Below are 22,928 nucleotides of genomic sequence, written 5' to 3'. Positions count from 1 at the left end.
GCAGCCTCCTTACGTTTGGCGCGTTTATGGTCGGTTCGGGCAGCGCCGCGTTAGCGAAAACGGCGCTGGGAGAGCAGGTGGCGAACAAGGGGAGCGAGAATCAGCTCCATCGCCAAGGACATACGAGCACCGGGCACCACCAGAGTATGCGGGCGAGTCATAAAGGCGTCTTTGATCATCGCCAGCAGCCAAGGAAAATCCACCGTCGAAGGGTCTCGGAAACGAATCACCACGAACGACTCAGCATCGGTGGGGATATCCTGTACCTCGAAAGGGTTGGACGTATCGACCGTAGGCACTCGCTGGAAATTGATGTGGGTGCGAGAAAACTGCGGCTGGATATAGCGCACGTAGTCATCCATACGCCCCAAAATCGTGTCGATCACCGCTTCCTGGGAGTAGCCGCGCAACTTGGTGTCGCGGTCAATCTTTTGAATCCACTCCAGGTTCATGGTGGGCGCCACGCCTACCAGCAGATCGACGTGACGGGCAATATCGTACTCTTGCGTCACCAAGCCGCCATGTAGCCCCTCATAGAACAGCAGGTCGGTACCGCAGGGCAACGACTGCCACTCGGTGAAGGTGCCCACCCGGTAGCCCGCTTCGATCTTCTGCTTATCTTCTGCATGAATGTAGTGACGAAACGTGCCGGTCCCGTGCTCCCCATACTCGATGAACAGCCCTTCCAGGCGGTCGAGCAGGTTGGCTTCGACGGCAAAGTGGGAGAGTTCGTCCTTGCGCTCCGGCTCTTCGCGAAAAATACGCTTGAGATCATCACGGGTATAGCGGTGGAAGGCATCGCCATCCACCATGGCGGCATGCACGTCTTCACGCAGGAACATACGCTCGAAGCTGCGGCGCACGGTGGTGGTGCCCGCCCCGGAGGAGCCCGTCACCGCGATAATGGGATACTCTCGTGACATTATCCCCCCCTGGCATCCGCAAGCGTTTGCTTGAGCGCATCTGGAATCGCCACCGGACGGCCTGCCGCCAGATCCAGCAGCAGTTTGGTCACACGTGCAGTCGCTACCACGTCGCCCGTCTCTGCCTTGATAACCCGCTGGTAGACCGTCAAGGCTTTACCCTCTGGTTCGGGCACCGCCGTTTCGATCACCAGCGCATCGGGAAAGCGCGCCTCCTGCTGATACTGCACGGCGAGGTCTACGACCACGCTGGGATAACCGTGCATATCCCACTCTGGTAGATCCAGAGAGGCAAAGGCCTGCACTCGCGCTTCATGGAGCAACGACACCAAGGCATCGTGCCCCAAGTGGCGGCCATAGTTCATATCCGTCACCCGCACCGTCAGCGGATGACGGTGAATGACCGCTGCCAAAGGGAAGTCCAGCGAGACACGCTCCATTGCTCTACTCCTTGTCGGGTGACGATATGACCTCGAAAAGCCGCTATTTACTGCTCCCGCGCGATGGCACGGAACGCGATATCACGACGAAATTCGACGCCGTCCCAGTGAATCGCGTTAACGCCTTGGTACGCCTGCTGCTGAGCCGCCGACACGCTATCGCCCAGCGCTGTTACACACAGCACACGCCCACCGGCCGTGGTGATCTCACCGTCTGCATTTTGCGCCGTCCCCGCGTGGAAGACCTTGCACTGCGCCCGTTCGGCATCGGCCAAGCCGTGAATCACGTCGCCTTTACGGTAATTGCCAGGATACCCACCAGCGGCCAGCACCACGCCGACGGCTGCGCGGGGGTCCCACTCGCACTGTTTGCCGGCCAGCTCGCTTTTGGCGCCTGCCAGGCAGAGCGACGCCAGATCCGAAGTCAGACGCATCATGATCGGCTGGGTTTCTGGATCACCGAACCGGCAGTTGTACTCGATCACTTTAGGGTTGCCCTGTGGATCGATCATCAGGCCTGCATACAAGAAACCGGTATACGCATTTCCCTCTGCCGCCATACCACGCACGGTGGGCAGAATGACCTGCTCCATGATCCGCGCATCGACCTCTGGTGTGACGACGGGCGCCGGTGAGTAGGCTCCCATGCCCCCGGTATTGGGGCCGGTATCGCCGTCGTAGGCACGCTTGTGATCCTGGCTGGTGGCCATGGGCACGACGTTGTCGCCATCCACCATGACGATGAAGCTCGCCTCTTCACCTTCGAGAAACTCTTCGATGACGACACGGGCGCCCGCATCACCAAAGGCGTTGGCTTCGAGCATATCGCGGATCGCCGCCTCGGCTTCGGCCTCGCTCATGGCTACGATGACGCCTTTACCCGCCGCCAAGCCGTCGGCTTTGATGACGATCGGCGCGCCCATGTCGGCTAGATACGCCAACGCAGGCTCTACAGCCGTGAAGGTTTGATAGGCCGCTGTGGGAATAGCATGGCGGGCCAGAAAGTCTTTGGTGAACGACTTGGACCCTTCGAGCTGAGCCGCGCGCTGGCTGGGGCCGAAAATCGTCAAACCGGCGGCTTGGAAGCGGTCTACGACGCCTTCGACGAGCGGCGCTTCAGGGCCAACGACGGTCAACGCTACCTGCTCTTGCTGCGCAAACGCCACCAGAGCCTCCAGGTCGGTTGCGCCAATCGCAACATTGGTCAGCTTGGGCTCTGTCGCGGTGCCTGCATTGCCAGGCGCGACGAACACCTGCTCGACATCACGGGATTGGGCAAGTTTCCAAGCCAGAGCATGTTCGCGGCCACCGCCACCGATCATCAAAACTTTCATGGGTATCCTTCTCAAACGGGAGAGCGTCGATGGGCGGCATTATGCCACAACGGACCGTAAAACGTGGCCTTAGGAACGCTTATCCGACGTATCGTCATCGTCCGATGGATTGGGCTGATGGAGCGCGTTTTGCCAAAAGCGCATATTCTCTTCGGCCAACTCACGCATGAATTCCATGGGCGAGTGGCGCATGGCTTGCTGCCACTGAGTCTGCATGCGCTTTTGCTGCTCCAGCATCAGCTGCGTGCCCTGCTCCAAATAGCGCGCCAACGGCAGCGGTGACGACATGTCATACACACGAATCAGCTGCGCCAATAGATCGTTCGAAAACACTTCGGCTTCACTATCCGCCTGCTCTTGTTCGATAATGATCGACAGTAGAATGGTGCGCGTCAGGTCCTCGCCGCTTTTCGCATCTTCGACGCGAAACGGTTCTTCTTCAATGATGAGACGCCGCAGATCCTCGAGCGTGACGTAACGGCTCTGCTGGGTGTCGTACAACCTGCGGTTGGCATATTTACGAATTACGCGCACAACGCATCTCCTTAAACGCGATAAAGGCTTTTGTCGCCGTTGCTGCTATTGTGCCTGCAACACGCGCCCATGCAAGCCAGCTTAGCGGATTAGTGGTGGTAAGCACGCCTTTCCTTTGACCAATAGACGACGACTATGAATTTGATACTGCTAGACCCGAGCGAGGTCGACGCTCACCACGCTCGGATTACCGATGCGCGCCGCTTGACCCATCTACATGACGTGCATCGCGCTCAGGAGGGAGACCGACTCACAGTAGGCATTCAGGGCGGTGCCATGGGAAAGGCCACGCTGGTAGCGCTCAGCCCTGACCAGGCGCTGTTCGCACTGGAGGAGCTCAAGGAGACGCCACCTCCCGCCCTGCCCGTTCATCTCGTGCTGGCCCTGCCACGCCCGCGTATGTTGGCGCGAACGCTGGAGCACGTCACGGCGCTGGGCGTGAAAGAGATCACGTTATTGCATACGAAACGGGTCGAGAAAAGCTACTGGCAATCGCCAGAGCTTCGGCCCGACAAGATTCACCAGCACCTCGTGCTGGGCCTTGAACAAGCGCGGGATACGCAGCTGCCCAACGTGACGCTGTGCAAAGGGTTCAAAGCGTTTTTAGAGGAGCAGCTTCCTGAGCTGTTGGCAGAGCGCCGCGGGCTGGTCGCCCACCCCGGCATGGAGAATGCCTGCCCACGCGGTATCGATACGCCAACGCTGCTGCTGGTCGGCCCAGAAGGCGGGTTCATTCCATGGGAAGTCGAACAGCTAATTCAAGCAGGGTGCGAAGGCATGCACTTGGGTCCACGCATTTTGCGCGTCGAAACAGCCGTGACGGCGCTGCTGTCACGGCTGTTTTGAGTCATGTTTAATTAGACGATCAAGACTGCTCGTCTTCTGGGTCGTGGGGAACGTAGGGGGCGTTTTCTCCACACCCGGGCTCTTGCAGGAAGGTATTACGCACGTCTAACAAGCCTAAATGACTGATGGTGCGGCGTCCTAGCAGCAGCGGGTAGTTCATCTCTTCACGGTTGCGTAGGCTGAACTGCTCTTCATACACGGTATCGCCCATGCAAACATCCATGAGCACGACCGGACGCTCGTCGCGGCCACCAGCGCCTCGAACGGTTTGCTCACGGTAGAGCGGACGCTCGATCTGGTCGCTGAACGTTTCACCACTGTCTTGATCTTCCAGCTTCAGGCGAAAGCGAACCCACTCTTCCCCCTCTTTATCGAACATTTCAATGTCGCGGGCATCCAGTGAAGAGGTCAACGCACCGCTATCCAGCTTGGCTTTGACGGCAATTCCCCACGGCTCGATGTAGGCGTTTTCAACCCAACCAAACACCTTGTCTTCCGCTTGCGCGCTCGTTCCCATCAGTAAAGCACTGGCCAGCACGCTGGCTCCCCATACTCCTAGACCTGCTTTTCCCATAACGACTCATCCTTGGTGAGGCATTGACGATTCGAATCATGCGTAACAACCGTAGCCGCGCATATTACCTAGCGCAGCCGCTCCAGCAGCGACTGAGTCGCGAAGCCGTCCGGTACGAGCCCTTGGTCACGCTGAAACGCCCTCAGGCCCGCTTGGGTATTCGGCCCCATGATGCCATCTGCCGTACCCACGCCGTAACCGGCCTCGTTCAACCGCTGCTGGAGCGTTCGGACATCGTCTCGCGTCAAAGGTGCCTCATCTCTTGGCCATGACTGTGCGATACCGTCACGGCCAGCGATGGCATCGGCCAGCGTCGCCACCGCCAGAGCATAGCTCGTGGCGTTGTTGTAGCGCAGAATCGCACGGAAGTTGGGACCGACGATAAACGCAGGACCGCTCGCTCCGGCGGGAACGATGACCGCAGCGCTATCGAAAGTCGGCAGCTCGCCACGAACGGCACGCACGCCCTGGGCAGCCCAGTCGGCGCTGCTCTTGCGGTCGGTTTGCGCGTAATCAAAGTCGTCGGGTAGCCTGACCTCGGCGCCCCAGGGTTGGCCTGCCTGCCAGCCAGCGCGCGCCAGATAGTTCGCCGTCGACGCCATGACATCGGGAATACTGCCCCAGATATCGCGTCGCCCGTCATCATCGCCATCCACGGCGTAGGCTTCGAAACTGCTGGGAATGAACTGGGTATGCCCCATCGCCCCGGCCCAGGAGCCTTTCATCTGCTCGGCCGCAATATCCCCTTGATCGATGATACGCAGCGCTGCCAGCAGCTCACCCCGGGCGAACTCCCGGCGGCGGCCGTCGTAAGCCAGTGTTGCGAGGGATTCGAGCGTCGAAAAATCACCAAAATTGCTGCCGTAGTTACTCTCGACGCCCCAAATCGCTACGATGATCTCAGCGGGCACGCCATAGCGCTGCTGCATCGCCTGAGCAGTGTCGCGATGTTGTGCGAGCTTTTCCTGACCGTTGGCGACACGCGTGCTCGATACGGCGCTGTCCAAATATTGCCAAATCGCGCGGACGAACTCAGGCTGGTAACGATCTAACTCAATGACCCGTTCGCGGTAGCGCAGCCCATCGAACGCCGATGCGAGGGTCGCCTCGCTAATGCCTTGGTTCGCCGCATAGCGGCGGAACTCGCGGAGCCACTCATTGAAGTTACCGTAGCGCACCTCTTCGGCCGCGCGGGCATCGACTTCCGTCATGAGCTGGGGGTTAGCCATCACAGCAGGGGCGTAAAAAGTAGTTGCCGCCGCAGCAGCTAACAGCGGCCATAGCAAATGGCGGCGGGCACGTAATGAACCATTACATGTCAATGACTTGGGGCTTGACGTCATAGTACTCATCTCTTGGCAATCCTTAGCGTGAGGCTGATGATGGCTCAGAAACAAGCGAGTTACCAGCCTCAGAGAGACAAGCGCCACAACACGATAAGATGGAATATGGCGACGACCGCCGTTAGCACACAGCGCAAGCTGAGATACCACTTGGGAAAGCCTTCGCGCCCTTCCCGGCTAATATCGTAGCCCCCCATTAACAGAAACCCTGCCAACAGTACCCAAAGCCCGGTCACCGTGTTGAACAGCAAAGCAGGCCACGCAATCAGGCTGGGCACCATGGCCAGTACTAGCCGCCGTACGTTGTTGTCACGGGGCACTTGAAGCGCACTGCCCCAATGAATGCCCCCTAAAAACGACAAAATCACGGCACTGTAGTAAGTAAAGCCATAGATGGCACTGACCTGCCAGACAGGCGGTGCCCACCAAGCGGCGAGGCCGCCACCGATGAACGGCAGCAGCCCCGCCAAGCCCAATCCCCAGGCGACGCGCCGATCACTCTCCATTAACGCCATCGTTACTCATCCGTCTCTTCGAATTCGGTTGCGGCAATCAACCAGCGCTGCCACTCATCCGGTAGCACGCAGGGCGGTTGAAATTGAGAAGGTGCCACTCGCCAGGGCTGTTGGCGCTCCAGACCGAAGGGTAACGATTCCAGCGCGGGTAACCAATAGGCCACGTACAGCCCTTTCGGATCGTAATGCCCTGCTTGCTTCAACACATTGAAGTAGCGATCCTGACGCGGATCACGCCCAACCCCGGCAATGTAGCGCCAATTGCCCCAGTTGCTGGCCACGTCGTAGTCGATCAGGCAGTGCTCGAACCACCAAGCGCCTAGCCGCCAATCTACCTGCAAATCTTTTACCAAGAAGCTGGCGACGTTCTGACGGGCACGGTTGGAAATCCAGCCGGTTCGCTTCAATTCGAGCATGGCCGCATCAATGAACGGCACGCCGGTCTCCGCGTTGCGCCAAGTGTCGAAGGCTTCGCTCGCTGGCGGCAGCGACTCCCGACCAAACAGGGAGGCCCCTTCCAACTGTGCGGCGCGGTGAAAGTAGTCGCGCCATAGAAGCTCGAAGACAATCCAGTAGCTCGATTCGCAGCTACCGTGTTCGGACTCCCACGCTTTGACTTCTCGATGCGCTTGACGAGCAGACAAGCAGCCACGGGCAAGCCACGGAGAAAAACGCGTCGAAAAGTTGGCACCCAACAGACCGTTACGCGTTTTCTTGTAAGACTCCGCCCCGTTCTGACGCCAGATATAGTGCTGTAATCGGTCGTTGGCCGCCGACTCGCCGCCCACGAACACGAACCCCTGACGCTGGTCGGGCTGCCAGGCTGCACTGGTTTCACACACGGATTTTAACGGCGGGAAACCGCGCGGCGCGCCTTCGGGCCAACACGGTAAGGTGATTGGCGCAGGCTTGGGAGCCGGTATTTCACACTGCTTTTCGACGCTACGCCGAAAGGCAGAGAAGCTGGCTGGCAGGTCTGCTAGATCGAACGGCAGCGCAGCGGCATCGATCAAGTAACCGCTATCCGCACGATAGAGCTGACAGCCTTTGGGCAGGTTGGCAGCCGCACGGGTGATGTTATCCGACTCTTCACAGCCGGAGTGTTCGGCTACCCGCACTTGCCGCGCATTGAGCGTGGTCGCCAACTCGACCACGACCTCGGCCGGGTCGCCAATACGCACTAACAGATCGCTGCCACGCTGCAACAGCTCGCCACGCAGTTCCATCAGGCTTTGCCATAAAAAGCGCAGCCGCGCTGGACCCAGCCTGGGCGTGGACTCCCCCGGCACGGCAGCCGTTAACCAACGCTGGTCGAGCACGTACAGACAAAGCAGCTGGTGTGGGGAATGTTCGAAATGTAATAAAGGATTGTCGGCAACGCGCAGATTGTCCTGCAGCCAGACAATATCAGTCGTGCTGTTCATGCTCTTGCCTCCTCGGCGTGCTGTGCTGCTTGGCCTCGCGACGGCAGCGTTCGCTGCAGAAGCGCACCTCGTCCCAGCAGCGCGCCCATTTTTTCCGCCAAGTAAATGGGCGCTGGCATTGAACGCAGTCTTTTTGCGGTAAGTCTTGTTTACGTCTCATCTATTCATCTCGCTGCGTGCTGGCTGTGCCACGCTACGCCGTAATACATGGACATAATAACTTATACAGTACAATTATTGTATATAAATTGACACCTCGACTTTGCCGTAACACGCACCTGCGCTCTTTTACGATGGGCATAAAAAAAGCCACCCAACTCGGGTGGCTTCCATCGATAACGTTGACTCCTAACGTTAGTCGGGATCGGTATTACGTGGGTGACGCTTAGCGTTTTCTTGCGTCTCCATACCGCTTTTCAGCTCGTGGGTGAGCGGATCGTAGTTAGGGCGCAGCTCATCTTTGACCGTGCCGCTCCAAAGCCGAGAGCCCACGAAGTAGCCAGCTCTGCCAATCACGTGGGCGGCAATGGGCGCAGTGATCAAGATGAATACGATGATCGCGAACGAACGCGCGACGACCCCTACCTCGGCAAAATGCATGGCCGAGGCCAGCATGATGAGGATTACCCCGAGGGCCGCCGCCTTGGTGGTGGCGTGCATGCGGGTCAACAAATCGGGCAAGCGCAGTAACCCCACGGCAGCCAACAGCATGAAGCTCGAGCCGGTGAGCAGCATGGCGCCCTTGATGACGTCAATCATCCCGCGGCCCTCCTCGTTCCAAAAAGCGTGCAAAGCCAATGGCAGCCAAAAAGCCCATCAGCGCGATGACGATGGCCGCATCCAAAAAGCTGGAGACGCCCGATTGAATGGCATACACGCCGACCAGGCCTACGACCGTCGTCGAGAACAGCTCCAGCGCCACGACGCGGTCTGGCAGGCTGGGGCCGCGGACCACGCGCACGAACGTGAGTACCAGCGCGAGCCCCATAATCACCTGACTGATTAAGATCACGGTTTCCATTAACGAAATAGCTCCAGTGCACGGTGTTCCATCTCTTTCAAGTTGCGTCGTAGCTCCTCTTCGTCATCTAGGAACATCGCGTGGATATACAGCACCTTACGATCATCCGACACGTCCAAACTGAGGGTCCCAGGCGTCAGGGAAATCAAATTGGCCACCATGGTAATCTCCATCTCGGTACGCGCCGAAAGCGGCAAAGCGATGACCCCTGGCTGCATGTGCCACGGCGGCGTCAAGATATCGAACGCCACGCGCAGGTTAGCCTGCACCAGCTCTTTGATGAAAAATCCAAGAAAGCCAATGAAGCGCGGCACGCGGGCCGGATAGCCCTTCAACCCGTCGACTTGAGGCTCGATCAGCAGCAACGCGATGTAGCCAAAAATCATCCCCACCAATAAGTTCAACCCGGAGAAATCGCCGCTGAGCAGGACCCAGGCCAAACCAAGCAAAAGGTTCCAAATGGCGCCCGTCATGGTGTCTCCTCCAGGTGGTTATCGACACGTTCGGCCTGTATGTCGACGGGCTCCAGTAGCGCCGCTTCTGCACTGGCGGAGGCGCCCAGAACCGCTTCGATATAGCCTGAAGGCGTCATCAACTGCTCCCCTATTTGGTTCATCACCAGCATGAGGGGCTCTGCAAAGACGCCAATCAGCAGCGACATCGTCGCGAGCACCACGACAGGCAGATACATCATCCACAGGCTAGGCTTCAATAATCGCCCATCGTCCCCTGTCGGAGTCGGCGTTGGTGGCACTTGGTTCTCCTCCGGCAGCGCTTTCCAGAACACTTCGTTCCAGATCTTCACCATGGAGTAGAGCGTCATCAGCCCCACGGCCAAGGCAATGCCGGTCGCTACGTATGCCTCGGCCTCCAGGCCTGCACGCACCAGCACGAACTTCGCAAAGAAGCCCGATAGCGGTGGGATGCCCGCCAGAGAGAAAGCGCTGATGAAAAACGCCACGGCCAGCCAGGGACGCTCACGATAGAGTCCGCCCATCTTCTTGAGCTGATACGTTCCCTGCAGGCGATGTGTAATACCGCTGATCAAGAACAAGTTCGTCTTGACGATGATGTTGTGCATGATGGCGAACACGCCGCCGGCAATCGCCAGCGGTGTGTAGAGCGCCAGCCCCAACAACATATAGCCAATTTGGCTGACGATATGGAACGAGAGGATACGTCGAAACTCGTACTGGGCGGCGGCGCCCAATACGCCGGTCACCATGGTGATGACCGCCCCCCACAGCATGATGTCCTGCAGGTAGCCCATGGTCTGATCGAAAATCAGCGTGAACACCCGAAACAGCGAGTAAACCCCCACCTTGGTCAGCAGGCCCGCAAACAGCGCGGAGACCGCCACAGGCGGCGTATGGTAAGAGGCGGGCAACCAGAAAAACAGCGGAAAAGCGGCCGCCTTGATACCAAAGGCCACCATGAACATCACTGCCAACACCTCGACCATGCCGCTGTGTTCGGCGACATCCATGCGCAGGGCGATATCGGCCATGTTGAGTGTCCCCACCGTCCCGTAGAGCAACCCAACGGCACTGAGGAAAATCACTGACGCCAGCAGGTTGAGCGTCACGTACTTGATGGCCCCTTCCATCTGCGCGCGTTCGCCTCCCAGCGTCAGTAGCGCAAACGAGGCCACCAGCATGACTTCGAACCACACATAGAGGTTGAAGATATCGCCAGTCAGAAAAGCCCCCGCCACACCGGCCAGCAGCAGATGCATGAGGGGATAGTAGCCAAACCGTTCATGCCCTCGACCAGTGGTCGCCAGCGAGTAGACCCCCATGGCCAAGCCAATGATCCCGGTGAGCAGAATCATCACCGCACTGAGCATGTCGGCGACGAGGGTGATGCCGAACGGCGCTGGCCAGCTACCCATTTGCATGGTGATGTAGCCATTCTCCAACACCGCGACAAACAGCCAAAGGCTCACGAGGAATAACGCGACATTGCCCGCGACGGCGATAAAGCGCTGCATGGGCCGCGAGCGCCAGAACATCAGCGAAACGGCCCCCGAAAGCAGCGGCAGTAGAATGGGAAGTGCGACTTCAGGCCTCACGTGTCGGTATCCTTCATCTTGTCTAAATCATCTGCCTTAACGATTTCGTAGGCCCGGCGAATCAGCACCACCGCAAACGCCAGCACCCCAAAAGCAATTACGATGGCGGTCAACACCACCGCTTGTGGCAGCGGGTCAGCGACTTCGCCAAGCGGCTGCATCATCCCCTCGGGGATCAGCGGCGGCGCGCCTCGGGTCATCCCAGCGGTGGTAAAAATCAGCAAGTTGGCGGCGTTGGAAAGCAGCAATAAGCCAATCACCAGCTTGACGATGGAGCGGCGCAACATCATGAAAATAGCGGTCGCGTATAGCAGGCCAATCGCCAATGCCATCAACGGTTCCATGGGTATCCTCCTGCGGTCATCGGAAGGGGTAACTCAAGGCTCATCTTTATCCACCTCCATCAGCGCCATGACCATGCCGGTGACCGAGCCCAGTACCGCCAAGTACACCCCGATATCGAAAATAAGCGGCGTCGAGGCTTTGAAGTCGATCACCGGAATCGTCCACCACTGGGCGGTAAGAAAGGGTTGCCCCATGAACCACGCGGGTACCACCGAGATCATCCCCAACAGCAGGCCTGCGCCAATCAAATCCCGTGGGTCGACCATGCGCAGCACCTCCTTAGTGGCACTCACCCCAAAGGCGAACAGGTACAGGGTGAAGGCACCCGCAGCCACTAGCCCGGCAATAAAGCCGCCCCCCGGCTCATCGTGGCCTCGCAGTAACAGAAATACCGAGAACATGAGCTGCAGCGGCATGAGAAAGCGCGCCGCCGTATTCAAAATAATCGTGCCTGACTTAACCATCATAGGGCTCCTTCACGCTGGCTTTCTCGCCGTCCGCGGTGTTGCCTGCCTTTCCGCCGTGGCGAAGCTTCAGCATGGCGATCACGCCAATCGCGGCCAGCGCCAACACGAACATCTCACCCAGCGTATCGAGGGCACGGTAATCGACCAAGATGACGTTGACGATATTCCGGCCATGGGCAAGCGGTGCGCTGTTTTCCACCATATAGGTCGAAATGGTTTCGAACTGGTCGATGCTCCAAGCGGTCATGATCAGCAGGAAAATCAGCACGCCCATGGTTGCCGCCACGGCCCCGTCGCGAATGCGCTCCAGGTGGGTGGAGAGGTTGGAGAAACGCGGCAAGCGGAAGAGCACCAGTACCAGCAGGATGACCGTCATGGTCTCCACGAGCAGCTGCGTGATCCCGAGGTCTGGCGCGCTGAAGAGAATGAAGATCAGCGCAATCGAGAAGCCCATGATCCCCACGGATACCACCGCCCCCAGGCGGGAGCGTGAAATCGTGGCAAACAGAGCCCCCATGGCCATGGTGCCCACCACGATCACTTCGTGAAAACGCACGTCTAGCGTAAGCGCCAGCTGAGGCGAATGGCGCAGTAGGATGGAGTTACCGATCAGCGCAATGAGCACCACCAGCATGACCAGAATGTAGTTACGCATGTAGCCATTTTGTAGCACGCGCGTTTGCCATTCCGAAAAATGCACGATGCCGTTCATCAGCCCTTCATAGCCCGCTTCAGGGCCGTAGCGCATCACGGGCGACAATCTGGCTAGCTGGCCGCGCACGCTGTTCCACCGTTTGAAGAGCAAGAAACCGAGCATCAGGCTAACCACCGACATGATCAGCGCCACATTGATGCCATACCACAACGATAGCGAGACCGGCAGTGACTGCCCCGCAACGGCCGTGGCGGCCGACGTCAATAACGCGTCAGCCCCCAACATAGCTGGCGCCAAACCCAGCGCGAGGGAGCCAAAGGCTAGCAGCGCGGGGCCAATCAGCATGCTCAGCGGCGCCTCATGTGGCGTTTGGGGGGTCTCATGGCGTGCGCCATAAAAAGGTCTCAGCGCGATGATGGCCGCCACCGCAATGGTCAGCACGGCGGCTAGGAAGGCAAACACCACCAACATCCATTGAACGCGCTCGGCGCCTAGCGCTGCTTCCAGCATCAGCTCTTTACCGATAAAGCCCAGCAGCGGCGGCACCCCCGCCAGAGAAAGCGCCGCCACCATGGCAATCACTGCCGTCACGGGCATGACGCTGCGTAGCCCTCCCATGGCAGTCACGTCTTTGGTGCCCGTTTCATGGTCCAGAATACCCGCGACCATGAACAACGCTCCTTTATACAAGGAGTGGGCCAGCAAGAAGGTGACGAACGCGGTCATGGCGTACTCCGAGCCAATCCCCAATAGCATGGTCAACGTCCCCAGCGCCATGATCGTCGAGTACGCCAACAGCTTCTTGATATTGGTGTGGTGAATCGCCAGGAAAGCGCCGGTCAGCATGGTCGTTGCCCCGACCACAGAGAGCAGCGTCATCCACATGGCCGTGCCGCCCAGCTCTGGCTGCAGCCGCGCCAGTAAATAAATGCCCGCTTTCACCATGGTGGCAGAGTGCAGATAAGCCGATACGGGGGTCGGAGCGGCCATGGCGTTGGGCAACCAAAAGTGAAACGGGAACTGTGCCGACTTGGTAAAGGCCCCCAGCAACAGACAGATCAGCATGGGAGTGTAGAGAGCATGCTGACGCAGGTCTTCATCTGACTGCAGAATTTCATGGAGCGACCAGTGACCGCTGGCTACCCCCAGTAGCACCAGCCCGGCCATTAGGGCCAGGCCTCCGGCAACCGTGACGAATAGACCTTGCCGCGCAGATTTACGCGCCTCGATATCCGTGTGATTGAAGCCAATCAGCAGATAAGACGTGATGCTGGTCAGCTCCCAAAAGATAAAGAGCGTGAGCAATCCATCGGCGAGTACGAGCCCCAGCATGGATGCCATAAAGGCAACCAGGGCCAAGTGGAAACGAGCGACATCGGGGTGGCCTTTCAAATAGCCACCGGCATAAACCAGTACGCAGGTGCCGATCACCGTGATCAGCAAACCAAACAGCAACGACAAGCCATCGAGCAGAAAACTCAGGCTGATACCCAGCGAGGGCACCCACGCCCACGCCAACAACTGCGGGCCTTCTTGGAGGACCAGAGGTGCCTGACTCAGCAGCCAACCGGCCAGGAGCGCCGGAAACAGCGCAAGCACGAGGCTTGCGCGCTCTCCAAACCAGCGGTTGAGCAGCGGCGACAACGCTGCCAACACGAAGCCCATTAACACGGCAAATTGCATCCGACGCTTTCTCCCTAGTGACGTTTTTTCATCCTAACCAGCGGCTTACACATTTGCATAAGCTGCTTGAGCGTTGAATAAGTGTGATTTTATATACACAAACCTTATACCAGCCCTGCTTCGTTTTCTAGAAAAGTCGGTTCCAATAAAAAACCGCCTAGCGCGATACGCTAGACGGTTTTGATAGCAACCGTGTGACGTTACGGTGTCGGCAGCCAGCCTGACAGCTCGTTATTGACCACCGCCAGCAAGGCGTCGATATGATCATCACGATCATTCAAGCAGGGAATGTAGCTGAAGGTTTCACCGCCAGCCTCCATGAAGCTGTCGTGGATCTCCTCTTTGATCTCTTCCAGGGTTTCCACACAGTCGGAAGAGAACGCTGGAGAGAGGATGGCAATATGCTTGTGCCCCTGTTTCGCCAGCTCGGCAACGTGATCCACCGTTTGCGGACCCACCCACTTCTCAGGGCCAAACTGGGACTGGAAAGCGGTATCGACCTCCTCTTTGCTCAGTCCCAGCGTTTCACGCAGTAGACGCGTGGTTTTCTGACACTGGCAGTGGTAAGGGTCCCCTTCCATCAAATAGCGCTCCGGCACGCCGTGATAGCTCGCCACGAGCTTGGTAGGACGGCTCTCGAAGCCGTCGTACGCCTCTTGTACCGAGTTAGCCAACGCCTGAATATACGCCGGATGCTCGAAATAGGCCGGTACGGTACGGATATAGGGCTGCCACTTCATTTTCATCAGCGTGCGAAACGCTTGGTCATTGGCAGTAGCGGTAGTGGGCGAGCCGTACTGCGGATAGAGCGGGAAGAAGACGATGCGCTCACAACCCTTCTCTTTCATGCGTTTGAGCACGCTGTCCGTGGAAGGATTGCCGTAGCGCATACAGAAATCGACCTCGACATCGTCGCCGTAAAGCGCTTTCAGGCGCTCGGTCATTTTTTCCGTTTGCGCCCGAGTGATGGTCAGCAACGGGCTTTCGTTCTTCTCGTTATTCCAGATGCTTTTGTACGCGTTGCCCGAGGAGAACGGACGCTTGGTCAGGATGATGAGCTGCAAAAGAGGCTGCCATTTCCATCCGGCATAATCTACGACTCGTTTATCGGACAAGAACTCGCTGAGATAGCGACGCATGGACCAGTAGTCGGTGGCATCGGGCGTTCCCAGGTTCGCTAGAACGACGCCCACCTTGGCGCGGGGAACGGCAGGGTGGCTGCTGGGCGCGTGGGCCAAGCGCCCCTCACCAGGTTGATCCTTCACGATGCTATCGGCCATCTCGCTAACTCCTCGGGTGTACGTAATGGGCAAAATCTTAACACTTTTCGGCAAAGTCGCGGCATAAAGTTATACTATCAGCATTATTTGTATAACTGCAGGCCAACTCATGTCCAAGCCGTTACTCCTGGTACTGGGTGATCAGCTCACGCTGACGCTGCCAACCCTTCGCGAAGCGCCTTCCAATGCGGTGGTGGCGATGTGCGAAGTGGCCGAAGAGGCACGCTACGTGCCGCACCATCTGCATAAGATCGGTCTTTTCATGGCCGCCATGCGCCACTTTGCCGACGCCTTGAGAGACAAAGGCTATACGGTGCACTACAGCCGCATCAATGATGGCGATAACACCCAGTCGCTGATAGAAGAAGCCGAGCGGCTCGCCAACCAGTACGGCTGTGATGAAATTCGCGTTACCCGCCCCGGCGAGTGGCGGCTGTGGAACGATATGCAGCAGCGCCAACACAACGCCCTCCCCTGGCAGCTATGGGAAGATGACCGTTTCTTCACCACACCGGACGACTTTTCACGCTGGGCGGAGGGCCGCAAACAGCTGCGCCTAGAGTACTTCTACCGCGAGCAACGCAAGCGCACCGGCCTGCTCATGGAAGGCGACACGCCGCTTGGCGGGCAGTGGAACTACGACCATGACAACCGCGAGCCCATCGACGCATCGCTGAGCTTTCCTGCGCTGCCTAACCACGGCAAGGATGACGTGACTCAAGCAGCGCTCCAGGATGCCGCTGACCACTTCCCTGATCACATGGGAACGATGGAGACCTTCAACTTGCCGGTCACCCGGCGGCAGGCACTGGTCGACCTGAATCACTTCATCGAACACGGGCTGGCAGACTTTGGCCGCTATCAAGATGCCATCAGCGACCGAGAACCCTTTTTGTATCACTCACGCCTCTCCGCAGCGATGAATATCGGTCTGCTCTCACCGATGGAAGTGTGTGACGCCGCCGAGACGCACTACCATGCTGGCAAAGCGCCTATCAATGCGGTAGAGGGTTTCATCCGCCAAATACTCGGCTGGCGCGAATACGTTCGCGGGCTCTACTGGACGCAAATGCCCGGGTACAAGCAGGCAAACCAGCTAGGCTTCACCCGCGAGCTGCCCGGGTTTTACTGGGACGCCAACACCGACATGCGCTGCCTCCAGCGCGCCATTCAAATGACCATCGACAATAGCTACGCGCATCATATTCAGCGCCTCATGGTCACCGGCAACTTTGCTCTGCTGTGCGGCGTCAAGCCTGAAGCGCTGTGCGATTGGTACCTCGCCGTATATGCCGATGCTTGCGAATGGGTCGAACTGCCCAACACGCTGGGCATGGTGCTGCACGCCGATGGTGGCTTGATGGGCTCCAAGCCTTACTGCGCCTCGGGTAAATACATCGACAAAATGTCTGATCACTGCCAACACTGTCGCTACTCCCCCAAACAGATGACCGGCCCCAAAGCCTGCCCCTTCAACAGCCTTTACTGGCATTTTTTGGAAACCAATGCGGAACAGCTCAACCGTAACCCACGAATGAAGCTCATCTATGGATCGCTAGGACGCATGAAAGAGGAGAAGCGCGAGGCCATTCGCCAGCAGGCCGAGCAATTCCTTGCCAAACTACCCACCAGCGCCGGTTACGGCCAACCGGCGCACACGAAGGGCTATGCCTCTACAGCCCAACACTCCTCCTCTACGTCTGACTCGGAGAAACGCTCATGAGCCGCTTCGCCACGCTAGATGCCCAGGCCCCGGTCACGCTCTACCATGACGGGCACTGCCCCTTTTGCCGAGTGGAAGTCGCTTGGCTTGCCAAACATCGCCATCGGTCACGCGTTCGGCTCGTCGATATTCAGAGCAGCGAGTTCAAACCAGAGGAGGTAGGCCGCAGTTTCGACACCATGATGGGCCAACTGCATTTGCAAGATCGCGAGGGGAGATGGTTCATCGGTATGGACGCCAGCCGGGCCCTCTATGCGGTGTTGGGCTACCGGCGGCTGGTAAGGCTATCTTGCTTACCGGGCCTGCGCAGCATGATGGATGCAGGCTACCGTTTCTTTGCCCGTCGCCGTATTCGGCTGGGGCGGTGGTGGGAAAAACGTCAGGGTAACGCCGCTCAATGATTCAGCAGAGGAATTAAAACACCAGAGGCATACGCGAGGTGAGCGGCGCGCTGTAATGAGCGTCGCGACCGATCACTTCGTCTTGGGGCACGTGCTGCACCAGGTAAGCGCGATGAATGCCTGCGCGTTTTAGCTCTAAATAAACGTCGTCCAGTGAGCGAAACAGCATCGGCTTGCCGCGCTGCATCAGCATGTGACGCTCGCCTTCGACATCTTCCAGCTCGACTTGATAAAAACGGCTACCCGAATGGGTAATGACACGAATTTCGAAATTGTCGTGATTCGCGACGAACTGTTTTAACGCTTTCAGTTCCATGGTTCCCTCCTGTTATTGGTCATCGTCATGGAGCACAGCATGACGTGGCTCCATGACAATTATATTACCTTGGCACTAACCGCCTAAGACGGCAATAACAGAAAAGAGTTCCTGCCTTTATCGTCAACTTATGGTCGACTTATTGATACTCGGACGGGTCGATCGCCTTGCCCAGCGAGTTACGATCGATCCAGTTACCGCCTTTGGTCTCTTTGTAACGAAAGACCACTTTATCGCCCACCGCGACGGGAAGTTCAGCATCTTCGGTTTGGTAGCTGTACTTCTCCCCTTCTACCACCAAAAAGTAGCGATAAAGGTCGGGCATGCCCAGCCACTCTTTGAAAGGGCCTTCGCGCTCTAGCGACTGGAGCTCACCACGGCCTTCCAGTTTCGGAAGACGTTTGCGGTTACCGCGCCTAAAACCACCTGCCATTTGTAACTCCTGTCTCTCTATCTGCTCGAGGCGAACTGCTCATGAGGGTGCACATTATACGTTCTCCCCCATGACGCTCAAGTTAATCGCCAAACGCTTCGCCATAGCTGTCGGGTGCCAAGTCCTCGAAGCGCGTGTACTTGCCTATGAAGGCCATGTGGACGGTACCAATCGGCCCGTTACGCTGCTTACCAATGATGAGCTCCGCAATACCCTGGTTATCCGGGTTGTCCGGGTTATACACCTCATCTCGGTACACGAAGGCGATGACGTCCGCATCCTGCTCGATCGCGCCCGACTCCCTCAAATCCGACATCACGGGTCGCTTGTTGGGGCGCTGCTCTAGCGAGCGGTTCAGCTGCGAAAGCGCCACGACCGGGCAGTTGAACTCTTTTGCCAAGCCTTTCAAGGAGCGCGAAATCTCGGAGATCTCCCCCGTACGGTTTTCGGAAAAGCCGGGGATCTGCATCAGCTGCAGATAGTCGATCATGATCAGCGCCATGTTGCCGTGCTCACGTACGATACGACGCAGCCGCGAACGCATCTCGTTGGGTGAGAGCGCGGCGGTATCATCGATGAACAGCTGCTTGTCTTTTAGAAGATTGACGGCCGACGTAAGTCGCGGCCAATCCTCATCTTCCAGCTGGCCCGAGCGAACTCGCGTTTGGTCGATGCGCCCCAGTGAAGAGAGCATACGCAGCATCAGCGATTCTGCGGGCATCTCCATGGAAAACACCATGACCGGCTTGTCGCTGGAGATGACCGCGTGCTCGACCAAGTTCATGGCGAAAGTCGTCTTACCCATCGACGGACGCCCGGCGATGATCACCAAGTCGGAGGGCTGCAGGCCAGAGGTCATCTCGTCCAGATCGCGGAAACCGGTGGAGAGGCCGGTCATCTCCCCTTTGAGGTTGAAGAGCTCATCGATGCGGTCGACCGCTTTGGTGAGCAGGTCGCTCATACCGATCGGGCCACCGGTTTTGGGGCGCTCTTCGGCAATTTGAAACACCAGCCGCTCGGCTTCGTTCAACAGCTCATCGGCAGGTCGCCCCTGCGGCGAGAACGCCCCTTCGGCAATTTGGTTGGCTGCCCGAATCAGCTTACGCAGCGTGGCACGTTCGCGAACGATATCCGCGTAGGCGCGTATGTTGCTGGCCGAGGGCGTATTGCGGGCAAGCTCCGCCAGAAACCCAAGCCCGCCGACAGTATCCAACTGGTCCCGCGCTTCCAGCGCTTCAGAAAGCGTAACGACATCGAGCGGCTGTCCCGATTCCGCCAAGTGAATCATGACGTTGAACACCAAACGGTGCTCATAGCGATAAAAATCGTCTGCTACCAAACGCTCGGATACGTTATCCCAGGCTTGGTTATCTAGCATGAGCCCGCCTAACACCGACTGCTCCGCCTCTAGCGAGTGCGGCGGCAGCTTTAACGCCGCCGTTTCCTGATCAGCAGAGGGCTGGTCCTGCATAGCGAGCTCCTTAAAAGTAACGCATTGCCAACGGCGCTTATCTTAGCCGGGCTGCTTCCTTCACACCACTGGCCGAATCACACTCGTCAGCGGCTCAGAAAAGACAAAGGGCGCGGGAGGTCCCGCGCCCTTTGAGGCGTTAGCGTTGACGAGCGAGATTACTCGGCGACAACCACTACGCGTACAACGGCGTCCACTTCTGCATGCAGGTGGAGGTCGATGTCGTATTCGCCAGTTTGACGAATCGGGCCCTGCGGCATACGCACTTCGCTCTTGGCAACTTCGATGCCAGCAGAGGAGATGGCGTCGGCCAGATCACGCGGACCGATAGAGCCGAACAGCTTGCCTTCGTCGCCCGCTTTAGAAACCAACGACAGTTCGATGTCGTTCAGTTGCTCAGCGCGTGCTTGGGCTTCTGCTTTACGCTCAGCGGCTTGAGCTTCGAGCTCGGCACGCTGTGCTTCAAACGCTTCTACGTTTTCTTTGGTGGCCGGTACGGCTAAGCCGTAAGGCACCAAGTAGTTACGACCATAACCGGGCTTAACAGTGACCTTGTCACCCAGGCCGCCCAGCTTACCAATGTTGTCGAGCAGAATGACTTCCATCTCGTAAACCTCTTGTCAATTGCTGCGGGCAAGGCGTGCGCGAACGTTCGCGAATGTATCGATCAGCCCCAACAGCAGCACAATGAGAATCATGGGCCAGGTCGTGATCAGCAGCACATAAAATGCTACCAGCCACAGCCCGTTCATCCCCTTTATTCCAATAAACCCGTGCACTAACGCAATACCGGCTATCAACAGCGGAATCCAGCTAAGCATGGCCAGCGCCTGCGCACCTAGCACCATACCTGCCACCCCAAGCACTACTAAAATAGCGAGTTCTTTGGGAGCCAGGCGCAGCGCATGGAACTCTTCACGAAAGCCGCCTGGGTTATAAAGCCCAGCCTGCCAGCTGCGTGCTAGCGCCAAACATGCGATGGCCGCTAACAGCACAACCAACCCCGTTACGCCCCCGATCACCATGGAGGCCAGAGTCGTCGTGTCGACGCCTTGGTTGGCAAACTCTGTGAGCATGCGGTCGATCTCTTCCGAGCTCTCGCGCAACTGCTCCAGCATGAGCTCTGTGCCGCCCGGTGGGCTGAAGATGCCAAGCTGCACCATGACCGCGGCCGCTAAGGTGCCAACGATCAAGGCTTCACTCCAGCGCATCCTCTCGCGCAATATGACCGCCATGAGCGAAACGAGTAGTACGCTCGCCAGCGGAATCACATCACCCTGCGCCCACCAGAAACCGGCTGGTAATGCCGCAGCGATAATGACGGGAAGCGCGGGAGCAAAGCCCTTGCGCAGCGTCACTAACGCCGCAATGGCCGCACCTAACCAAAACAGCCAGGGCACTAACGCTGCTAGCGCTGCCCCGCCTGCGGCATAGGGCGTACCACGCATCAGCCATCTTGCTAGTGCCAGCATCACGTTAAACGCTTACTGGTGGCTATCGGAGTAGGGCAGCAGTGCCAGGTAGCGTGAACGCTTGATAGCGGTCGCCAGCTGACGCTGATAGCGTGCTTTGGTGCCGGTGATGCGGCTCGGAACGATCTTGCCGGTTTCGGTGATGTAAGCCTTCAGCGTGTCGAGATCTTTGTAGTCGATCTGCTTGACGCCTTCAGCGGTGAAGCGGCAAAACTTACGGCGACGGAAAAAACGTGCCATGGACTAGCTCCTTAAAACGTGCGGTGGATAAAATCAGGCAGTTTCTTCAGCTTCAGCGCGCGGTTTTTCTTCGCGACGCGGACGCTTTTCTTCTGCCGGCTTCATCATCGGAGACGCTTCGGTGATCGCTTCTTTGCAACGAACGACCAAGCTGCGGATGATGGCGTCGTTGAAACGGAAGATGTTCTCGATTTCTTCGAGAGTCTCGCCGGTGCACTCAACGTTCATCAGCACGTAGTGGGCTTTGTGGATCTTGTTGATCGGGTAAGCCAGGTGACGACGGCCCCAATCTTCCAGGCGATGCACAGTACCAGCGTTTTCGGTAACGATGCTGGTGTAGCGCTCGACCATAGCCGGCACTTGCTCGCTCTGATCCGGGTGGACCATAAACACGATTTCGTAATGACGCATGGAATCTCCTTGCGGTTTGGCAGCTTCCGATGTGCGCTGGGGCAGATACCTCAACGGCGACAGGGAAGCAAGGAGTTAACTGAAATGCCCTTTCTAGGCCGCGAACAGCCGAGATAGCGCATCAAGCAGAACTGTTGATCGTACAGATGAGTTATCCATACGAACGCCCGCTTATGAATAAACGGGCGCAAGCATTCTAGTGGGCTGGCCGCTAACTTGCAAGCTGCCGCTGGCGAACGGCTTCAAACAGGCAGATACCGGTGGCCACAGAGACATTCAAGCTCGACACCTGCCCGGCCATGGGCAATTTGGCGAGATTATCGCAGGCTTCGCGGGTCAAACGGCGCATGCCCTTCCCTTCGGCGCCCATCACCAGCGCGGTAGGACCGGTCATGTCGATCTCGAACACGCTGGCCTCCGCCTCACCGGCGGTACCGGTAATCCAAACACCCGCATCTTTGAGCTTGGCCAACGTGCGCGAAAGATTCGTGACCTGATAGACCGGCACGACTTCTGCAGCACCGCAGGCCACTTTCCTGACCGTGGCATTGAGCGGCGCGGCTTTGTCTTTCGCCACGATCACGCCGTGGGCGCCGGCGGCATCGGCGCTACGCAGGCAGGCACCGAAGTTATGCACATCGGTGACGCCATCCAGCACCAGCAACAGCGGCGGTGCGGATGCCTGCCAGGCACGCAGTTTCAACCACAGCGACTCTTCACCTTCGGGCATCAAAGGGGCACAAAATGCCACCACGCCTTGGTGCGCTGCGCCCTGGGTGAGCTGGTCGAGCACGTCACGGGGCTGCTCTCTGATACGCGCACCGCCGGACTGGGCCGTGGCGACCAACTCTTTCAAACGGTTACCCACCCCCTGCTGGACCCACAGCTCCTGAGGGGACTCGCCACGCCCTAACAAGCTCTCCAGCGCGTGAACGCCATACACGTGATCCAAGCCATCCGGCGTGCGAATGGCCGTACGCGGGGGGCGTCGAGACGACGACTTCAT

At 58.2% G+C, this 22,928-nt stretch carries 28 protein-coding genes; 3 read left to right on the top strand and 25 right to left on the bottom strand.

From position 1 onward, the window contains the following. Nucleotides 1–50: 50 nt before the first annotated feature. From QIT27_RS05610 to phaR, 4 genes are all read right to left on the bottom strand, one after another. Nucleotides 51–923, bottom strand: a complete 873-nt coding sequence (locus QIT27_RS05610) for a phosphoribulokinase (RefSeq protein WP_159342745.1) — start codon at nucleotides 921–923, stop codon at nucleotides 51–53. Beyond that, entirely contained in the window at nucleotides 923–1,363 is a 441-nt protein-coding gene (locus QIT27_RS05605) for an acyl-CoA thioesterase (RefSeq protein WP_285263143.1), read from the bottom strand. The genes QIT27_RS05610 and QIT27_RS05605 overlap by 1 nt, the downstream gene beginning before the upstream one ends. Nucleotides 1,364–1,410: 47 nt before the next feature. After that, nucleotides 1,411–2,697, bottom strand: coding sequence for a phosphoribosylamine--glycine ligase (purD, locus tag QIT27_RS05600; protein ID WP_285263142.1), 1,287 nt, complete (start codon nucleotides 2,695–2,697; stop codon nucleotides 1,411–1,413). Nucleotides 2,698–2,766: 69 nt separating this feature from the next. Continuing rightward, nucleotides 2,767–3,231 (bottom strand): polyhydroxyalkanoate synthesis repressor PhaR, encoded by a 465-nt coding sequence (gene phaR / locus QIT27_RS05595; RefSeq protein WP_159342748.1) that lies wholly within the window; start codon nucleotides 3,229–3,231, stop codon nucleotides 2,767–2,769. Nucleotides 3,232–3,366: 135 nt separating this feature from the next. Between phaR and QIT27_RS05590 the strand changes: the two genes are divergently transcribed. Next, nucleotides 3,367–4,077 carry a 16S rRNA (uracil(1498)-N(3))-methyltransferase gene (locus QIT27_RS05590; RefSeq protein WP_253018107.1) on the top strand — a complete coding sequence of 237 codons (711 nt, stop codon included), beginning with the start codon at nucleotides 3,367–3,369 and terminating at the stop codon, nucleotides 4,075–4,077. Nucleotides 4,078–4,096: 19 nt separating this feature from the next. On the opposite strand, the gene rloA3 is transcribed toward QIT27_RS05590, so the two are convergent. The 13 genes from rloA3 to hemH form a co-directional block, all read right to left on the bottom strand. Continuing rightward, nucleotides 4,097–4,651, bottom strand: coding sequence for a retropepsin-like aspartic peptidase RloA3 (gene rloA3 / locus QIT27_RS05585; protein ID WP_502875185.1), 555 nt, complete (start codon nucleotides 4,649–4,651; stop codon nucleotides 4,097–4,099). A gap of 68 nt (nucleotides 4,652–4,719) precedes the next feature. Continuing rightward, nucleotides 4,720–6,003: a lytic murein transglycosylase gene (locus QIT27_RS05580; protein ID WP_285263141.1), complete on the bottom strand. Its 1,284-nt coding sequence runs from the start codon at nucleotides 6,001–6,003 to the stop codon at nucleotides 4,720–4,722. Nucleotides 6,004–6,062: 59 nt separating this feature from the next. Next, the gene (locus QIT27_RS05575; RefSeq protein ID WP_159342752.1) at nucleotides 6,063–6,509 is read right to left on the bottom strand and encodes a DUF3429 domain-containing protein; all 447 of its coding nucleotides are present in this window, start codon (nucleotides 6,507–6,509) and stop codon (nucleotides 6,063–6,065) included. 2 nt (nucleotides 6,510–6,511) lie between these two features. Beyond that, nucleotides 6,512–7,933 (bottom strand): DASH family cryptochrome, encoded by a 1,422-nt coding sequence (locus tag QIT27_RS05570; RefSeq protein WP_253018102.1) that lies wholly within the window; start codon nucleotides 7,931–7,933, stop codon nucleotides 6,512–6,514. Continuing rightward, complete coding sequence (locus QIT27_RS05565; RefSeq protein ID WP_083025732.1) at nucleotides 7,917–8,093, bottom strand: DUF2256 domain-containing protein; 177 nt, start codon at nucleotides 8,091–8,093, stop codon at nucleotides 7,917–7,919. The genes QIT27_RS05570 and QIT27_RS05565 overlap by 17 nt, the downstream gene beginning before the upstream one ends. Nucleotides 8,094–8,287: 194 nt before the next feature. Beyond that, complete coding sequence (gene mnhG / locus QIT27_RS05560; RefSeq protein WP_044628503.1) at nucleotides 8,288–8,692, bottom strand: monovalent cation/H(+) antiporter subunit G; 405 nt, start codon at nucleotides 8,690–8,692, stop codon at nucleotides 8,288–8,290. Next, nucleotides 8,685–8,954, bottom strand: a complete 270-nt coding sequence (locus QIT27_RS05555; RefSeq protein ID WP_044628502.1) for an MrpF/PhaF family protein — start codon at nucleotides 8,952–8,954, stop codon at nucleotides 8,685–8,687. The genes mnhG and QIT27_RS05555 overlap by 8 nt, the downstream gene beginning before the upstream one ends. Further along, nucleotides 8,954–9,427: a Na+/H+ antiporter subunit E gene (locus QIT27_RS05550; RefSeq protein ID WP_159342754.1), complete on the bottom strand. Its 474-nt coding sequence runs from the start codon at nucleotides 9,425–9,427 to the stop codon at nucleotides 8,954–8,956. The genes QIT27_RS05555 and QIT27_RS05550 overlap by 1 nt, the downstream gene beginning before the upstream one ends. Further along, on the bottom strand, nucleotides 9,424–11,025 hold the full coding sequence (locus tag QIT27_RS05545; protein ID WP_285263140.1) for a Na+/H+ antiporter subunit D: 1,602 nt from the start codon (nucleotides 11,023–11,025) through the stop codon (nucleotides 9,424–9,426). Before QIT27_RS05545 ends, QIT27_RS05550 begins: the two co-directional genes overlap by 4 nt. Continuing rightward, nucleotides 11,022–11,369, bottom strand: a complete 348-nt coding sequence (locus QIT27_RS05540; RefSeq protein ID WP_159342756.1) for a Na+/H+ antiporter subunit C — start codon at nucleotides 11,367–11,369, stop codon at nucleotides 11,022–11,024. The genes QIT27_RS05545 and QIT27_RS05540 overlap by 4 nt, the downstream gene beginning before the upstream one ends. Nucleotides 11,370–11,402: 33 nt before the next feature. Further along, on the bottom strand, nucleotides 11,403–11,834 hold the full coding sequence (locus tag QIT27_RS05535) for a Na+/H+ antiporter subunit B (RefSeq protein ID WP_159342757.1): 432 nt from the start codon (nucleotides 11,832–11,834) through the stop codon (nucleotides 11,403–11,405). Next, nucleotides 11,827–14,175 carry a putative monovalent cation/H+ antiporter subunit A gene (locus QIT27_RS05530; RefSeq protein WP_285263138.1) on the bottom strand — a complete coding sequence of 783 codons (2,349 nt, stop codon included), beginning with the start codon at nucleotides 14,173–14,175 and terminating at the stop codon, nucleotides 11,827–11,829. The genes QIT27_RS05535 and QIT27_RS05530 overlap by 8 nt, the downstream gene beginning before the upstream one ends. 200 nt (nucleotides 14,176–14,375) lie before the next feature. Beyond that, complete coding sequence (gene hemH / locus QIT27_RS05525) at nucleotides 14,376–15,455, bottom strand: ferrochelatase (RefSeq protein WP_159342759.1); 1,080 nt, start codon at nucleotides 15,453–15,455, stop codon at nucleotides 14,376–14,378. Between the two features lie 109 nt (nucleotides 15,456–15,564). Between hemH and QIT27_RS05520 the strand changes: the two genes are divergently transcribed. Further along, nucleotides 15,565–17,178 (top strand): cryptochrome/photolyase family protein, encoded by a 1,614-nt coding sequence (locus QIT27_RS05520; RefSeq protein WP_285263137.1) that lies wholly within the window; start codon nucleotides 15,565–15,567, stop codon nucleotides 17,176–17,178. Then, the gene (locus QIT27_RS05515; protein ID WP_159342761.1) at nucleotides 17,175–17,579 is read left to right on the top strand and encodes a thiol-disulfide oxidoreductase DCC family protein; all 405 of its coding nucleotides are present in this window, start codon (nucleotides 17,175–17,177) and stop codon (nucleotides 17,577–17,579) included. The genes QIT27_RS05520 and QIT27_RS05515 overlap by 4 nt, the downstream gene beginning before the upstream one ends. A 13-nt stretch (nucleotides 17,580–17,592) precedes the next feature. Here the strand turns inward: QIT27_RS05515 and QIT27_RS05510 are convergent, their stop codons facing one another. The 8 genes from QIT27_RS05510 to rlmB form a co-directional block, all read right to left on the bottom strand. Then, on the bottom strand, nucleotides 17,593–17,895 hold the full coding sequence (locus tag QIT27_RS05510) for a DUF6482 family protein (protein WP_159342762.1): 303 nt from the start codon (nucleotides 17,893–17,895) through the stop codon (nucleotides 17,593–17,595). Nucleotides 17,896–18,034: 139 nt separating this feature from the next. After that, nucleotides 18,035–18,328 (bottom strand): hypothetical protein, encoded by a 294-nt coding sequence (locus tag QIT27_RS05505; protein ID WP_044628494.1) that lies wholly within the window; start codon nucleotides 18,326–18,328, stop codon nucleotides 18,035–18,037. An 82-nt stretch (nucleotides 18,329–18,410) separates the two neighbouring features. Further along, nucleotides 18,411–19,799: a replicative DNA helicase gene (dnaB, locus tag QIT27_RS05500; protein WP_139526810.1), complete on the bottom strand. Its 1,389-nt coding sequence runs from the start codon at nucleotides 19,797–19,799 to the stop codon at nucleotides 18,411–18,413. Between the two features lie 158 nt (nucleotides 19,800–19,957). Continuing rightward, a complete protein-coding gene (gene rplI / locus QIT27_RS05495) occupies nucleotides 19,958–20,404 on the bottom strand; it encodes a 50S ribosomal protein L9 (RefSeq protein ID WP_044628492.1) in 447 nt (148 codons plus the stop codon). A 15-nt stretch (nucleotides 20,405–20,419) separates the two neighbouring features. Further along, complete coding sequence (locus QIT27_RS05490; protein ID WP_285263161.1) at nucleotides 20,420–21,271, bottom strand: hypothetical protein; 852 nt, start codon at nucleotides 21,269–21,271, stop codon at nucleotides 20,420–20,422. A 12-nt stretch (nucleotides 21,272–21,283) separates the two neighbouring features. Further along, a complete protein-coding gene (rpsR, locus tag QIT27_RS05485) occupies nucleotides 21,284–21,511 on the bottom strand; it encodes a 30S ribosomal protein S18 (RefSeq protein ID WP_009097135.1) in 228 nt (75 codons plus the stop codon). Between the two features lie 33 nt (nucleotides 21,512–21,544). Then, nucleotides 21,545–21,922 carry a 30S ribosomal protein S6 gene (gene rpsF, locus QIT27_RS05480; protein WP_044628490.1) on the bottom strand — a complete coding sequence of 126 codons (378 nt, stop codon included), beginning with the start codon at nucleotides 21,920–21,922 and terminating at the stop codon, nucleotides 21,545–21,547. A 211-nt stretch (nucleotides 21,923–22,133) separates the two neighbouring features. Next, nucleotides 22,134–22,928 (bottom strand): 23S rRNA (guanosine(2251)-2'-O)-methyltransferase RlmB, encoded by a 795-nt coding sequence (gene rlmB / locus QIT27_RS05475; protein ID WP_285263136.1) that lies wholly within the window; start codon nucleotides 22,926–22,928, stop codon nucleotides 22,134–22,136.

Source organism: Halomonas sp. LC1, from assembly GCF_030247125.1.
Taxonomy (GTDB): domain Bacteria; phylum Pseudomonadota; class Gammaproteobacteria; order Pseudomonadales; family Halomonadaceae; genus Vreelandella.
This window is presented reverse-complemented; position numbering and strand designations above follow the sequence as displayed.

Coding starts and splice junctions, on each gene's coding strand:
- QIT27_RS05610 (WP_159342745.1), bottom strand. CDS start 923: ATGTCACGAGAGTATCCCATTATCGCGGTGACGGGCTCCTCCGGGGCG.
- QIT27_RS05605 (WP_285263143.1), bottom strand. CDS start 1,363: ATGGAGCGTGTCTCGCTGGACTTCCCTTTGGCAGCGGTCATTCACCGT.
- purD (WP_285263142.1), bottom strand. CDS start 2,697: ATGAAAGTTTTGATGATCGGTGGCGGTGGCCGCGAACATGCTCTGGCT.
- QIT27_RS05590 (WP_253018107.1), top strand. CDS start 3,367: ATGAATTTGATACTGCTAGACCCGAGCGAGGTCGACGCTCACCACGCT.
- rloA3 (WP_502875185.1), bottom strand. CDS start 4,651: ATGGGAAAAGCAGGTCTAGGAGTATGGGGAGCCAGCGTGCTGGCCAGT.
- QIT27_RS05580 (WP_285263141.1), bottom strand. CDS start 6,003: ATGAGTACTATGACGTCAAGCCCCAAGTCATTGACATGTAATGGTTCA.
- QIT27_RS05575 (WP_159342752.1), bottom strand. CDS start 6,509: ATGGCGTTAATGGAGAGTGATCGGCGCGTCGCCTGGGGATTGGGCTTG.
- QIT27_RS05570 (WP_253018102.1), bottom strand. CDS start 7,933: ATGAACAGCACGACTGATATTGTCTGGCTGCAGGACAATCTGCGCGTT.
- QIT27_RS05565 (WP_083025732.1), bottom strand. CDS start 8,093: ATGAGACGTAAACAAGACTTACCGCAAAAAGACTGCGTTCAATGCCAG.
- mnhG (WP_044628503.1), bottom strand. CDS start 8,692: ATGATTGACGTCATCAAGGGCGCCATGCTGCTCACCGGCTCGAGCTTC.
- QIT27_RS05555 (WP_044628502.1), bottom strand. CDS start 8,954: ATGGAAACCGTGATCTTAATCAGTCAGGTGATTATGGGGCTCGCGCTG.
- QIT27_RS05550 (WP_159342754.1), bottom strand. CDS start 9,427: ATGACGGGCGCCATTTGGAACCTTTTGCTTGGTTTGGCCTGGGTCCTG.
- QIT27_RS05540 (WP_159342756.1), bottom strand. CDS start 11,369: ATGGAACCGTTGATGGCATTGGCGATTGGCCTGCTATACGCGACCGCT.
- QIT27_RS05535 (WP_159342757.1), bottom strand. CDS start 11,834: ATGGTTAAGTCAGGCACGATTATTTTGAATACGGCGGCGCGCTTTCTC.
- QIT27_RS05530 (WP_285263138.1), bottom strand. CDS start 14,175: ATGCAATTTGCCGTGTTAATGGGCTTCGTGTTGGCAGCGTTGTCGCCG.
- hemH (WP_159342759.1), bottom strand. CDS start 15,455: ATGGCCGATAGCATCGTGAAGGATCAACCTGGTGAGGGGCGCTTGGCC.
- QIT27_RS05520 (WP_285263137.1), top strand. CDS start 15,565: ATGTCCAAGCCGTTACTCCTGGTACTGGGTGATCAGCTCACGCTGACG.
- QIT27_RS05515 (WP_159342761.1), top strand. CDS start 17,175: ATGAGCCGCTTCGCCACGCTAGATGCCCAGGCCCCGGTCACGCTCTAC.
- QIT27_RS05510 (WP_159342762.1), bottom strand. CDS start 17,895: ATGGAACTGAAAGCGTTAAAACAGTTCGTCGCGAATCACGACAATTTC.
- QIT27_RS05505 (WP_044628494.1), bottom strand. CDS start 18,328: ATGGCAGGTGGTTTTAGGCGCGGTAACCGCAAACGTCTTCCGAAACTG.
- dnaB (WP_139526810.1), bottom strand. CDS start 19,799: ATGCAGGACCAGCCCTCTGCTGATCAGGAAACGGCGGCGTTAAAGCTG.
- rplI (WP_044628492.1), bottom strand. CDS start 20,404: ATGGAAGTCATTCTGCTCGACAACATTGGTAAGCTGGGCGGCCTGGGT.
- QIT27_RS05490 (WP_285263161.1), bottom strand. CDS start 21,271: ATGCTGGCACTAGCAAGATGGCTGATGCGTGGTACGCCCTATGCCGCA.
- rpsR (WP_009097135.1), bottom strand. CDS start 21,511: ATGGCACGTTTTTTCCGTCGCCGTAAGTTTTGCCGCTTCACCGCTGAA.
- rpsF (WP_044628490.1), bottom strand. CDS start 21,922: ATGCGTCATTACGAAATCGTGTTTATGGTCCACCCGGATCAGAGCGAG.
- rlmB (WP_285263136.1), bottom strand. CDS start 22,928: ATGAAGTCGTCGTCTCGACGCCCCCCGCGTACGGCCATTCGCACGCCG.